Genomic DNA, 13,695 nt, shown 5'->3' on the forward strand with positions numbered 1-13,695 from the left:
AAATTTCAAAAATTGACCTAGGGGAAACTATACCCTAAAATTAAGTTCCAAATTTTTACTTGACATAGGACGTCTATATATTTATTCAAAGGAGGTAGAGATTAATGGCTGGACATTCTAAATGGGCCAATATTAAGCATAAGAAAGCAAAAGAAGATAAAAGAAGAGGGAAGTTGTTTTCTAAGTTAGTAAAAAAGATTACCGTTGCTGCTAGAGAGGGTGGTGGTGACCCGGAAATTAACAATGATTTAGATTTAGCAATTCAAAAGGCTAAAGATGCTAATATGCCTAAGGATAATATTGAAAGAGCTATTAAGAGAGGAACTGGTGATTTAGAAGGGGTCAATTATGAACAATTTGTCTATGAAGGTTATGCTCCAGCTGGAGTAGCTTTATATATGGATATTATGACCGATAATCGTAATCGTGCTGCTTCTGAAATTAGACATATACTATCTAAAAATGGTGGCAACTTAGGTGAGAATGGTTGTGTCTCTTGGATGTTTGATCGTAAAGGGCAATTAATTATTGATCGTAGTCAATTTGAGATTGATGAAGATGAATTGATGCTTGCTGCGTTAGAAGCAGGGGCAGAGGATATTAATATTGCTGAAGATAGTGTAGAGATTCTAACAGCGGCTGGAGAACTACAAAAAGTTAGAAAGAAGATGGAAGAAGACGGGTATAAATTTGATAGTGGAGATATAGCTATGATTCCTCAAAATGAAATTGAACTAGATAATTCAACTGATGCCAAAAAGGTATTGAGATTAATAGAGCAGTTAGAAGAACATGATGATATTCAGGATGTATATGCTAATTTTGATATTCCTGATGAAATTATGGAAGAGATTGAAGATGAAATATAATAAAGCTTCAGTTTATAGTTGATAATTGAGAGTTGAAGATCAAGCCCATAAATTTAAAGGTTTTGAAGGTTTCTAACTATCAATTTTAAACTATCAATTATCAATTGAAGTTAAGCTATTCAATTCTTTGATGGAAAAATCACCCTAATAAACTAATAATTTAATTGGAGTTTGGTTATGCTAGTTAGTAACTAGGAGTAGGGTGATTAAATATGAAATTGGTGCGTGGTATATTATTAATTTCTTTGTTAGTTTTGGTGATTGCTGGTTTAACTTACGTGACATTAAATTATGTAACTGAACCAAATCCACAACAGGAGCTTTCTGAAATTGAATCAGAAGAGGAGCAGGAGCTTCAACTTCAAGACTTGATTGAAGAAGAACAAAATAAAATAGAGCAAAGGTTAAATTCTTCTATTGATTTGAAACCAGAAGAAGAACTTCAGTTAGAATTTAATGAGATAGATCAGCAACAATGGCAGATAAATTTAAATCAACAAGGTGAGTTGGAGCTTGATGCAGGAGATATCTTAACTGAAGAGATCGAGCAAGAACACAAAGAGATTAAGGAAGAACAACCAAATCGAGTAGAAAGTGATCAGTCTAACGAGGAATTAGAGCAGGAAGAATTAGAGGAAGAGGTAGAAAAGAAGCTCTTTTTAGGGGTTAAAGATGGTTATGTAGCTATTTATAAAGGTGATATTTTAGGAGATAAAGAGTTAGTGGAGGTAAAAGAAGATATATCTGTAGAACATCTTTCAGAAAAAGATATTAAGAGCTTACAAGCTGGATTAGAGGTTGAGAATGAAGAGGAATTACTTAGAATTCTAGAAGGGTTTGCTAGTGCTAGAGATTAATAATGGTTGTAAACAGTCTTTACAGGCTGTTTTTTCTTTTGAACAGGAAAATTTATTCTCTGTGTTGAAGTTAGCAAAGAGAGTAGATTAAGGAGGAGAAGTAATGATTGCTTATTTAGAGGGAGAGTTAATTAGAACAGGAATTGATTATATTGTACTTAATGTAGGAGGAGTGGGCTATAAAGTTTATATTCCAGCTAGCTTAAGCCATAAATTACCTGGAGTAGGAAATAAGGTTGAGATACATACCTATAATTATGTTCGGGAAGATAAAATTAATCTGTATGGTTTTTCTACTTTACAAGAAATGGAAACTTTTGGGCAGTTACTGACTGTTTCCAGGATTGGCCCGCAAGTTGCTTTAAATATTTTAGCTACTATTTCAAGCAGGGATTTTAAAGCGGCGATTATTAATGGTGAAGTCGCAACATTAAAGAAGGTGAAAGGAATAGGAAATAAGACTGCTAAGCGGTTGATTTTGGAGTTGCAAGAAAAAGTCGAGCTTGATAATATAGAAAAAGAAGCTAGTTTTTCACAAGCAGGGGTTGATACTGAATTAGAAGATGCTATTGAAGCATTGGTTAGCTTAGGTTATCAGCAGAGTCAAGCACGTAAAGCAGTACTTAAAATATCTCAAAAAGATGAAGAATTGGATGTGCAAGATATAATCAAGGCTGCCCTAGCTGATTTAAGCTAAAGATTTAATTGTCTCTTAGCTTTTAAACCTTAATTTTTAATCTTTTGATTTTAATATTTTGAATTTAATTGTCAATTGTAAACTGTCAATTAAGACGGGGGTGCAGAGAAATTTAGTTATCTGCGAAGTACTGTAGTGATAGGCTTAAATTTATCAAATGGTTTTTATTACGGAAAGTCTAATAAGACTTGTAGGGAGAGCACTATACATTGAAATGGGGGTGAAGAATAGATGGAGGATAGATTTATTTCTCCGACTCAAAAAGAAGAAGACTTAGAATATAGTTTACGCCCTAATAGATTAAATGAATATATTGGACAAGAGAAGGTTAAAGAAAATCTTGAGATATTTATCCAGGCAGCTAAAGCAAGGGGAGAAGCTTTAGATCATGTTTTATTATATGGTCCTCCTGGATTAGGAAAGACGACATTGGCCAATATTATTTCTGCTGAAATGGGGGTTGATATCAAGACTACCTCAGGGCCAGCTATTGAAAAGCCAGGTGATTTGGCTGCTGTTTTGACCAAGCTTAAACCACAAGATGTCTTATTTATAGATGAGATCCATCGCTTGAATCGGATTGTCGAAGAGGTTTTATATCCTAGTATGGAGGATTATGCATTAGATATTGTAATTGGTAATGGGCCTAGTGCTCGTTCAGTCAGGTTGGATTTGCCACACTTTACCTTGATTGGTGCAACGACTAAGGCTGGTAATCTATCTTCTCCGTTACGGGATAGGTTTGGAGTGATTAGTCGGTTGCAGTTTTATACAACAGAGGAGTTACAACAGATTGTTATGCGAGCTGCGAAGGTATTACAAGTAGGGATTGAGCCAGCAGGAGCAAAAGAGATTGCTCTGCGTTCACGGGGAACTCCTAGGATTGCTAATCGTTTTTTGAAACGGGTTAGAGATTTTGCTCAGGTAAAAGGAGATGGGATCATTACTGAAGAGATTGCTCAACAGTCTTTAGCACGATTAGAAGTTGATCAGTTAGGCTTAGATAGGGTTGATCGGAAGATTTTAAGTGTAATTATCAAGAATTTTGCTGGTGGACCAGTTGGCTTATCAACATTAGCTGCAGCAATCAGTGAAGAAGAAGAGACAATAGAGGATGTCTATGAACCGTACTTATTACAGATTGGCTATTTAAATCGAACTCCTCGAGGTAGAACAGCAACTAAGTTGGCTTATCAACATTTAGGGATTGAGGTGACAGAAGGATGAGAGATGGTGGAGGACTTTTAATTTTGTTAGGAGTTTTATTGGTTGCTGGAGGATTGATAGTTAGAATGGGCTTTCCTTTAGGTAGATTACCAGGGGATATTCATATTCAACGGGGAAGTTTTAGTCTTTATTTACCGATTACAACTTCAATATTGGTCAGTGTGATACTTTCTTTATTACTTAGATTATTAAAATAGAAGGGCTTGATTGAGTTGAAAATTAAATTATTAGTATTAGTAGTGGTTGTATTAGTAGTCGTAGCTATAATTCCAGCCAAAGCTGAGGAGAAAGTACTTAAAATTGGTCTGTTAGATGGGGTTGAAGAGGTTAGTTTAGAATCTGAATCAGGATTTAAACTTTTAGATGTAGATCATGAAGTGGAATTATTGTCTCAATCAAGATATAAAATCACTAGAGAAGATGATTATTTGAGCAAAGATGGTACCGATTTTTTTAAGCAAGAGAGGCTTTTTTTTAGGACAGTTAAAAGTGATGAGTTAATTGGGGTCGATGGTCAAAGGTATCGTGGAGATATAGAAATTTTAAATACTGCAGATGGATTGATTGTGATTAATCATGTTAAGTTGAGTGATTATTTAGCTAGTGTAGTGGGTAGTGAAGTGATTTCTAGTTGGCCAACGGAAGCTTTGAAAGCCCAGGCAATTGTTGCTCGAACTTATGCCTTAAGAAATCAAAATAAATATCAGAGTAGAGGGTATAATTTATGTAATACTGTAAATTGTCAAGTTTATAGAGGAGTGAGTGCTGAAACTGAGCGAATAATTAAGGCTGTTGAAGAGACTAAGGGCCAAGTTATTACATATGATGAGCAGTTGATTTCGGCAGTTTACCATTCTACTGCTGGAGGTAAGACTGCTAATGCCTCTACTGTCTGGAATGGTAGTAGTCCTTATTTACAAAGTGTAACATCAAATGATAATCTATCCCCACATTATAATTGGCAAAAGGAATATACTAAGACTGAGCTTGAAGAGTTATTAAGGGCCAATGGAGTGGAGATATCTAAGCTGAAAGGGATTTCATTAAAGGGTGTTGGTCCGTCAGGAAGAGGTAAAGAGGTTAAAATTCATGCTAAAAATGATGACCATATTATCAATAACTCGCATTTTAGGCTTTGGTTAGGGTTAAAGAGTACTAATTTTTCTATTATAGGGGAAAATGTTTTAAAATTTAATGGATTTAATGATCGATTTGATTTTAATTTTAGCTGGCTTGACCAAGAGTATAATTTTACTCCTCAAGGACGCTATCTATTTAAGGGTTATGGATGGGGACATGGTGTAGGAATGAGCCAGTGGGGAGCATATCAAATGGCTTTAGCAGGGGCCAATTATCGAGAAATATTAAAACATTATTATACAGATATTGAAATAGGAGAAAATAAAGAAGATAGTGGAGGAATTGCAGATGAAGGTTAAAGATTTTGATTTTGAATTACCAGATGAATTAATTGCTCAAGAACCAATGGAACCTAGAGATGAATCTAGATTGATGGTAATTAATAGAGAACAAGAAGAGATTGAAGGGAGAATTTTCAAAGAGATCATCGACTATTTCGAAGCTGGAGATACCTTAGTCAGAAATAATACTAAAGTTATTCCTGCCCGCTTATTTGGTCATAAGGAAGAGACAGGTGGTAAGGTTGAACTTTTATTATTAAATCGAGTTGAAATTGATACTTGGGAAACTTTAGTCAAAGCTAATGGTAAGGTTAAAGTAGGTACTAGAGTAGTCTTTGGGAATGGAGAATTGGTTGCTGAGATCAAAGCTGAGACTGACTTTGGTGGTCGAGTAGTTGAATTTGAATATACAGGTGTTTTTGAAGAGATATTAGATAAGTTAGGCAATATGCCTCTACCACCGTATATTACTAAAGAGTTAGAAGAAGCTGATAAATACCAAACCGTTTATGCTAAAAAGAGGGGAGCTGCTGCAGCCCCAACTGCTGGTCTTCATTTTACTGATCAATTGTTAGATGAAATTAAAGCTAAAGGGGTTAATATTGTCGATATTACCTTGCATGTTGGGTTAGGTACCTTTAGACCTGTCAAAGTAGATGATATAGAAGAGCATGATATGCACTCTGAGTATTACGAAGTATCCCCAGAAGCTGCTGAAATGATCAATCAGACTAAAGAGCAGGGTAAGAAGGTGCTCAGTGTAGGGACAACCTCTACTAGAACCTTAGAGACTGTAGCTAATGAAGATGGTATTGTGAGGGCAGAGAAGGGGTGGACCGATATATTTATCTATCCTGGTTATGAATTTAAAGTAGTAGACGCCTTAATTACTAATTTTCACTTACCGCAATCTACTTTATTAATGCTAGTCAGTGCTTTTGCTAGCCAAGAATTAGCTTTAAAAGCATATCGACAAGCAGTAGCAGAAGAGTATAGATTTTATAGTTTTGGCGATGGAATGATCATTTTATAAAAGGCAATTAATATTGAATATTTAATAGTGAATAGATAAAAAAATAATTCGTAAAATATAAAGAGCAGTTTATCAATTTGAATTTTAATTGTACATTGTAAATTGTACACTGTAAATTGAACTTACTGGAGGGAGTTAGATTAAATGACTTTTGAATATAAATTAGAGAAAACATGTCAAGATACTAAAGCAAGGGTGGGAGAGTTTTCTACCCCACATGGTAAGGTTGAGACACCTGTCTTTATGCCTGTGGGAACGAAAGCTACAGTTAAGACGATGACGCCAGAAGAATTAAGGGAGATTAATGCTCAAATTATTTTAGGGAATACTTACCATCTTTATTTGAGACCTGGTCATGAACTGATCGAGGAAGCAGGTGGTCTGCACCAGTTTATGAATTGGGATCGACCTATCTTAACAGATAGTGGAGGATTTCAGGTCTTCAGTTTGAGTGATATGAATGAAATTACTGAAGAAGGGGTTACTTTTAAATCACATTTAGATGGCTCTGAACATTTTATCAGTCCTGAGCGTTCAATTGAGATTCAGGAAGCATTAGGTGCTGATATTATTATGGCCTTTGATGAATGTCCGCCTTATGAAGCTGATCAAGATTATGTTAAGGATTCTTTAGAGATGACGACACGCTGGCTAGAAAGATGTATTGAACAGCATCAACGTCAAGACCAAGCTTTATTTGGAATTATGCAAGGAGGAATGTATCAAGAATTGAGAAAAGAGAGTGCCCGCCAGATAGTAGAGTTTGATCTACCAGGTTATGCTATCGGAGGGTTGAGTGTAGGGGAGCCTAAGGAAGAGATGTTAGAAGTATTAGATTATGCTCCGGATTTATTACCAGAAGGTAAGCCGCGTTATTTAATGGGAGTAGGAACACCTTTTGATCTATTTGAAGGTGTGATGCGAGGAGTAGATATGTTCGATTGTGTCTTTCCGACTAGAGTAGCACGAAATGGAGCGGTATTTACTAGTCAGGGGCGAATAACGATTAGAAATGCGACGTATAAACGACAATTTATTCCAATGGATCCTGAATGTGATTGTTATGTCTGTCAAAATTATACTAGAGCTTATATTAGGCATTTGATTAAGCAAAAAGAAGTACTAGGGATTAGATTAACTACTTATCATAATCTCTACTTTTTAACGAACTTGATGGATAATATAAGAGAGAGTATTAAAAATGATGAATTTTTAGATTATAGAGCAGAATTTTATCAAAAATATGGAATTAAGCAGGAAAAGAATTGATTAAATAAAGGATTTATTAAGGAAATAATGAATATAAAAATAGAAATGTAAAAAACAAGGGGGAATAATGATGGAGTTTTTGCTTAGCTTAGTACCATGGGTAGTTATTTTTGCTGTGTTTTGGTTTTTGTTTATTCGACCGCAAAAGAAAAAGCAACAGGAACATCAGGAGATGTTATCAAAGTTGGACATAGGAGATCAGGTTGTTACAATTGGGGGAATTAAGGGGTTAATTACTGCTATTGATGAAGAAGACTTAAAATTAGAGATCGCTCCTGAAGTAGAGATTGAAATTAGCAGAAGAGCAATAGGTAGAATGAATAGTGAAAATACGGGTAGTATAGAAAATTAAGAAACTGGGAGGCCATTATGTTAGTAACCAAAGAAGGAGTTAAGGAATTAATTGAATCAGTAGTGATTGCAGGAGTTTTGGCCTTCTTCATTATAACTTTTGTAGTCCAATCCTTTGTTGTGCAAGGACATTCGATGGATCCTACATTAAATAGTGGAGAGAGATTGTTTGTTAATAAATTCATTTATAATTTTAGAGAGCCTGATCGTGGTGAAATAATTGTTTTAGAACCAAAACAAAACCCCAACCATAGATACATAAAGAGAATTATTGGACTACCAGGTGATCAAATTAAGATTGATTCTGGAGAATTAATTATTAATGGAACAAAAATTAATGAAGATTATCTTCCAGAAGAAATGAGAGGTAGTTATGGGCCTTATCAAGTTCCTGATCAACATGTCTTTGCATTAGGAGATAATAGAAATCACAGTTCAGATAGCAGGATGGAATCTTTAGTGGGCTATGTCTCATATGATGCAATAGATGGGAAGGCTTTTTGGGTCTATTGGCCCTTAAATCGAATTAGGCTATTAGAAAATACTTCTTATCCTGAGCTTGAACAATAAACTACTATGATAATTTTAAAAGCTACCTTTAATTAAAGGTAGCTTTTTTGCAACAGGGGAACAGATTTAGTTTAAAACAAGGAGGAGAATTATGGGAAAAATCACGGTAATGGATATCAAACAACATAAGAAGGTTAGAGCATATATCAAGCAAGCAGATCAGCATTTAAAAGAGATGGGATTTACAGAGCATGGGTTTCGGCATGCAGGATTAGTAGCTTATACTGCTGGGAATATCTTATCAGAGCTTGATTATTCACCAAGAATGGTTGAGTTGGCCCAAATTGCTGGTTATCTACATGATATTGGAAATGTTATTAATAGAGAAAGGCATGCCCATTCTTCTGCTTTCTTAGTTGAAAGATTTTTGGATGACTTAGAGATGAGTTATGATGAAATCAGTCTGATTATTGGAGCAATTGGAAATCATGATGAAGGTTGTGGGAATCCTGTTAATTCAGTTGCTGCTGCTTTAATTATTGCTGATAAGTCTGATGTTCATTATACTAGAGTGCGTAATAAAGATGTTGCTACTTTTGATATCCATGATCGGGTTAATTATGCTGCTAAAGAATCGTTTGTTGAGGTTGATCAAGAAAACAAGAGCATTTCATTAGAATTAGAAATTGATACAGAAGTGAGTATTGTTATGGAATATTTTGAAATCTTTTTAACCCGAATGTTAATGACTCGCAAAGCTGTTGAAGCTTTGGGTTGTGATTTTAAGTTAATTATTAATGATGTTAATTTATTATAACTGTTGATTAAATTGACAAGCTATTTAAGAAAAGATATAATTAGAGCGGTAGAGAATATAAATTCAAGGTAGAGTTACTGGAAGAAAGGAGTCTAACTATGACTTGGAAGCAAAAAAGGATGTTAAGATTAGCAAGTGTGCTAATAATTTTAGTATTATCAGCATATTTTCTGTATCCTTTAAATGAAAGTATTAATTTAGGTTTAGATCTACAAGGGGGTACACAAGTTACTCTAGAGGCACAAGATACTGAAGATATTAGAGTAGATGATGATGCAATGAGAAGATCTATGAGTGTTATTCAAAATCGAGTTGATGAAATGGGATTAGCTGAGCCAATTGTTCAGCGTGAAGGTGAGCGTAGGATTATTGTTGCGTTACCTGGAGTAGAAGATCCTAATCAAGCAATTGAGACGATTGGTAGAACGGCTCAGCTTCAGTTTAAGAATGAAGAAGGGGAAGTCTTAATGACTGGAGAGTATCTAAGTGATGCTAGAGCAGGTCATGAGGCACAGTTTAATCGTCCAATCATTTCTTTTGAAATGACAGGAGAGGGTGGACGAAGATTTGCTGAAATTACAAGGCAGAATATTGGGCGTAGAATAGGAATTTATCTTGATGAGGAGCTATTGACCAATCCAGTAGTTAATGAGGAAATTCCTGGAGGAGAAGGTCAAATTACTGGCTTTGAATCTATTGAGGAAGCACAACAGACTGCTTTAATGTTGAGAGCAGGGGCTTTGCCGGTTCCAATTGAGATCATTGAAAATAGAACAGTAGGGCCAACTTTAGGAGCTACTGCAATTGACCAGAGTGTTAGAGCGGCACTGATTGGGTTATCATTAATAGTTTTATTTATGATCTTTAGCTATAAATTACTTGGTTTAGTGGCAGCAATCAGTTTGATAATTTATAGTATTATTGTATTAGGTATTTTAGCAGGATTGAATGCTACTTTGACCTTACCAGGAATTGGTGGTCTGCTGTTATCTATTGGAATGGCAGTAGATGCTAATGTGATCATCTTTGAAAGAATTAAATATGAATATAGAGCTGGCAAGAGATTAAAGACAGCAGTCAATACCGGATTTAAACGAGCATTTAAGACGATATTAGATTCTAATGTAACTACTTTGATTACAGCAGCTATTTTGGCTTATTTTGGGACAGGTATTATTCGAGGTTTTGCGATTACTTTAAGTATTGGAATTATTGCTAGTATGTTTACGGCAATTATTGTAGCTAAACTGATTATGGATTTAGTTTTAGATACAAAATTAGTAGATAATGAGAAGATTTTTGCTCTGTCAAGGAGGTAACTAATGTGGACATTATAGGAAAGAGAAAGATATGGATGTCAATTTCAACAGTTTTGATTATAATCGGACTTATTTCATTATTAACGCAAGGGTTGAACTTGGGAATAGATTTTATTGGTGGTACGATTATAGAGTTTGGATTTGAAGATAGAGTAGAGACTCGTGAAATTAATGAGATTTTAGCTGAATTTTATTTAGAAGAAAGAAGTGTTGTTCAGCAAGTTGAAGATAGTGGTATCTTAATCAGGACAGATGAACTAGAACATGAAGAACTGACTAATTTACAGAATAGAGTTCAAGAAGAATTTCCAACTGCAACTATGTTAAGGACCGATGTTGTTGGCCCTACAATTGGACAAGAATTAAGTAGAGGGGCTTTATTGGCTTTATTAGTAGCAGCAATTGCTATTGTGATTTATATTAGTGTTCGCTTTGAATTTAAGTTTGCTATGGCAGCTATTATAGCTTTATTACATGATGTCTTGATTGTAGTTGGAGCTTTTTCAATCTTAGGTCGTCAAGTTAATCAGCCATTGATAGCAGCTTTGTTAACAATAATTGGTTATTCAATCAATGATACGATCGTAATCTTTGATCGAATTCGAGAAAAATTGAATTTTGCTAGTAGAAAAGAGACATTTGAGGAGTCAGCTAATGGAGCTGTTGTAGAGACTTTACCGCGTTCAATAAACACATCTATAACAACTTTATTGCCTATTTTAGCAATTTTATTTTTAGGTGGGACAACTATTCAGAATTTCATGATTGCTTTACTAGTTGGTATGTTAGCAGGAACTTATTCATCTATCTTTGTAGCTAGTCCAGTCTTAGTAGAGTGGACTAACAGAAATGAAGCTAAAGCTTAAATAAAAACCTCAGTCTTAATTAAGACTGAGGTTTTTATTGTTTATGAAATTATTTTTTAAAAGATTGTGGATAACTTTTATTTTTAAGATTTTTAATGGTCTACTTAACCTTAGACTTAGCCTTAGACTTAGACTATGACCGAAGGTCATTTTGTTCCTTGTTTATTAAAAGTTTGTTGAATAGGGAATAATACTTTTTAGAAGTTGGCAAAGGTCAAGGGATATGATATAATAAATTACAAATATTGGAGGTGTGGAGTTGATGATAAAACTCTTTAAAGAGACAATGGTTACTGGACTAGGTGCTTTGTTATTTACAAAGGAAAAAGTAGAAGATATGGTTCAGGAGCTTATTGAGGAAGGTGCTGTCAATCGTGAAGAAGCAGAGCAATTAGTAGATGAAATGATTAATAAAGCTCAACAACAAAGGAAAGAAATGAAAGAAAAGATTTCATTAGAGGTAGAAAAGAAGTTAACTAAGACCGGTTTTGCTAAAAAAGGGGAACTAGAAGCATTAAGAAGAAAGGTTGAGCAATTAGAGCTACATATTCAAGCTTTAGAAGAAGAGATTGAGGCAGTAAATTCTAATGGAGAAAAAAGCATAGAAGTAATAGATAATAATTAAGTTTATCTATAGGGTTAGGTAATTATATCTAGCCCTTTTTATTAATTTGATTGATTATAAAGTGGGATGGTGGAGTTATGTTTTTTCGAAGAATTAGTAAGCGTTATAGGCATATTAAACGTTATAGAGGGATAGCAGAAGTATTAATTAAGCATGGTTTTGGCTATTTGATAGAAGTGATGGATTTATATCAATTTGTTCCTTTGAGCAAAAGAATCAAAAAATTAGATTCTTCTACTTCTAATCAGGATTCTAAAGCGATTAGAATCAGGAATGTACTTGAAGAGTTAGGGCCAACTTTTGTTAAACTTGGTCAATTATTGAGTACTAGACCTGATTTAATTCCGAAACGTTATATTGAAGAATTAGAGAAATTACAGGATCAAGTACCGCCTATGCAATTTGATAAAGTTTTAGAACAGATAGAAGGGGAGTTAGATGTTGGATATAAAGAATATTTTAGAGAGATCTCTCCGCTTCCTTTAGCTAGTGCTTCAATTGGACAAGTTCATAAAGCTATCTTAAAAGATGGACAGAAGGTAGTGATTAAGGTTCAGCGAATAAATATTGAAAGTAAGATTGAAACCGATCTGGAGATTATGTCTAATTTAGCTACGTTATTAAAAAATAGAGTCTTTATTGAAGGGTTGATTGATCCGGTTGAAATTGTAGATAATTTTTCAAAGTATATCAAACAGGAGCTGGATTATCGGACTGAAGCTAAAAATGCTACTAAATTCAGTAATAATTTTGCTCAAGAAGCTAATGTAAAAATTGCTGAAGTATTTTGGGATTTAACGACTAGAAGAATGTTAACTATGGAATTTATAGATGGAATTAAAATAAATAATCTAACTGAGGAATCGAAAAAAGGTTATTTGGCTAAACTAATTAGTAAATCTTTTCTTAAACAGATTTTAATTGATGGCTTCTTTCATGGCGATCCTCATCCTGGTAATATTTTAATAACTCCAGATTATAAATTAGCTTTAATTGATTTTGGTTTGGTAGGTCAAATGAATCAAGAAGATAGAGAAAAAGTTGCTAGTTTATTCATAGCTTTAATTAAAAAAAATATTGAACAAGCGATTGAAGAGTTATTAGAGCTAGGAATGATAACTCAAGAAATAGATATCAAGTCTTTAAAACGGGATTTCTATAAACTGGTAGATAGTTATTATGGTTTATCTTTAAAAGAGATTGAATTGGCCCCTGTTCTAAATCAGCTCTTAGAACTAGCCTTTAAATATAAGATAAAATTACCAATAGAGTTCATATTATTAGGTAAATCTTTAATGACAGTCGAAAGAGTTGTCACAGAAATAGATCCAGAATTTGATATTTTAGAGGTTGCTAGACCATTTATTTATAAAATAATAAAAAACAGGTTACAACCTAAGCGTTTAATTCGCGATGCTTTTAGTGAAGTTGAAGATTTATTAATCAGTTTATTGAAGTTGCCTGAAGAGTTACATAATATTTTTAAATTGATTGAAAATGATAACTTAGAAATAACATTACATCATATCGGGATTAAACGACTCATATCTAAATTGGATATAATAACTAACAGATTATCTGTTTCAATGATTATTTCAGCTTTAGTTGTGGGTTCTTCTTTGATTATGTTATCTGATCGGGGAGCTACTTTTTTAGGATATCCAATTATAGGAATATCAGGTTACTTAATAGCAACTCTGTTAGGGATTTGGTTAGTAATTTCTATTATTCGTTCAGGTAGATTTTAGATTAAATTGTAGTTTAAGCAGGAAATCTGTCTTGATTCTAGAATCTATATCAAGGCTATTTAATTTTCAATAGAATTAATGGGGGG

15 protein-coding genes are annotated in these 13,695 nt (G+C 34.0%); all 15 read left to right on the forward strand.

All coding sequences use genetic code 11. The annotated features are described in order from the left end of the window. Positions 1 to 104: 104 nt before the first annotated feature. A complete protein-coding gene (locus MWH25_RS07290; protein ID WP_248626991.1) occupies positions 105 to 869 on the forward strand; it encodes a YebC/PmpR family DNA-binding transcriptional regulator in 765 nt (254 codons plus the stop codon). Between the two features lie 212 nt (positions 870 to 1,081). Further along, the gene (locus MWH25_RS07295) at positions 1,082 to 1,726 is read left to right on the forward strand and encodes a BofC C-terminal domain-containing protein (RefSeq protein WP_248626992.1); all 645 of its coding nucleotides are present in this window, start codon (positions 1,082 to 1,084) and stop codon (positions 1,724 to 1,726) included. Between the two features lie 103 nt (positions 1,727 to 1,829). Then, positions 1,830 to 2,423, forward strand: a complete 594-nt coding sequence (gene ruvA, locus MWH25_RS07300; RefSeq protein ID WP_248626993.1) for a Holliday junction branch migration protein RuvA — start codon at positions 1,830 to 1,832, stop codon at positions 2,421 to 2,423. A 231-nt stretch (positions 2,424 to 2,654) separates the two neighbouring features. Then, positions 2,655 to 3,650, forward strand: coding sequence for a Holliday junction branch migration DNA helicase RuvB (ruvB, locus tag MWH25_RS07305; RefSeq protein ID WP_248626994.1), 996 nt, complete (start codon positions 2,655 to 2,657; stop codon positions 3,648 to 3,650). After that, on the forward strand, positions 3,647 to 3,847 hold the full coding sequence (locus MWH25_RS07310) for a DUF2905 domain-containing protein (RefSeq protein ID WP_248626995.1): 201 nt from the start codon (positions 3,647 to 3,649) through the stop codon (positions 3,845 to 3,847). The genes ruvB and MWH25_RS07310 overlap by 4 nt, the downstream gene beginning before the upstream one ends. Positions 3,848 to 3,862: 15 nt before the next feature. Continuing rightward, on the forward strand, positions 3,863 to 5,089 hold the full coding sequence (locus MWH25_RS07315) for a SpoIID/LytB domain-containing protein (RefSeq protein ID WP_248626996.1): 1,227 nt from the start codon (positions 3,863 to 3,865) through the stop codon (positions 5,087 to 5,089). Next, entirely contained in the window at positions 5,079 to 6,104 is a 1,026-nt protein-coding gene (queA, locus tag MWH25_RS07320) for a tRNA preQ1(34) S-adenosylmethionine ribosyltransferase-isomerase QueA (protein WP_248626997.1), read from the forward strand. Before MWH25_RS07315 ends, queA begins: the two co-directional genes overlap by 11 nt. Positions 6,105 to 6,248: 144 nt before the next feature. Further along, positions 6,249 to 7,373 carry a tRNA guanosine(34) transglycosylase Tgt gene (tgt, locus tag MWH25_RS07325; protein ID WP_248626998.1) on the forward strand — a complete coding sequence of 375 codons (1,125 nt, stop codon included), beginning with the start codon at positions 6,249 to 6,251 and terminating at the stop codon, positions 7,371 to 7,373. A 70-nt stretch (positions 7,374 to 7,443) separates the two neighbouring features. Further along, complete coding sequence (gene yajC / locus MWH25_RS07330; RefSeq protein ID WP_248626999.1) at positions 7,444 to 7,725, forward strand: preprotein translocase subunit YajC; 282 nt, start codon at positions 7,444 to 7,446, stop codon at positions 7,723 to 7,725. Positions 7,726 to 7,742: 17 nt separating this feature from the next. After that, positions 7,743 to 8,294 carry a signal peptidase I gene (gene lepB, locus MWH25_RS07335; RefSeq protein WP_248627000.1) on the forward strand — a complete coding sequence of 184 codons (552 nt, stop codon included), beginning with the start codon at positions 7,743 to 7,745 and terminating at the stop codon, positions 8,292 to 8,294. Positions 8,295 to 8,385: 91 nt separating this feature from the next. Continuing rightward, positions 8,386 to 9,051 (forward strand): HD domain-containing protein, encoded by a 666-nt coding sequence (locus tag MWH25_RS07340; protein WP_248627001.1) that lies wholly within the window; start codon positions 8,386 to 8,388, stop codon positions 9,049 to 9,051. Between the two features lie 98 nt (positions 9,052 to 9,149). Continuing rightward, complete coding sequence (gene secD, locus MWH25_RS07345) at positions 9,150 to 10,370, forward strand: protein translocase subunit SecD (RefSeq protein ID WP_248627002.1); 1,221 nt, start codon at positions 9,150 to 9,152, stop codon at positions 10,368 to 10,370. 5 nt (positions 10,371 to 10,375) lie between these two features. Beyond that, entirely contained in the window at positions 10,376 to 11,236 is an 861-nt protein-coding gene (gene secF / locus MWH25_RS07350) for a protein translocase subunit SecF (RefSeq protein ID WP_248627003.1), read from the forward strand. A 259-nt stretch (positions 11,237 to 11,495) separates the two neighbouring features. Then, positions 11,496 to 11,861: a phasin family protein gene (locus MWH25_RS07355; RefSeq protein WP_248627004.1), complete on the forward strand. Its 366-nt coding sequence runs from the start codon at positions 11,496 to 11,498 to the stop codon at positions 11,859 to 11,861. 77 nt (positions 11,862 to 11,938) lie between these two features. Beyond that, positions 11,939 to 13,609 (forward strand): ABC1 kinase family protein, encoded by a 1,671-nt coding sequence (locus MWH25_RS07360; protein ID WP_248627005.1) that lies wholly within the window; start codon positions 11,939 to 11,941, stop codon positions 13,607 to 13,609. Positions 13,610 to 13,695 lie beyond the last annotated feature (86 nt).

It is taken from the genome of Natroniella acetigena, from assembly GCF_023227745.1.
In the GTDB taxonomy this organism is placed as follows: Bacteria; Bacillota; Halanaerobiia; order Halobacteroidales; family Halobacteroidaceae; genus Natroniella; species Natroniella acetigena.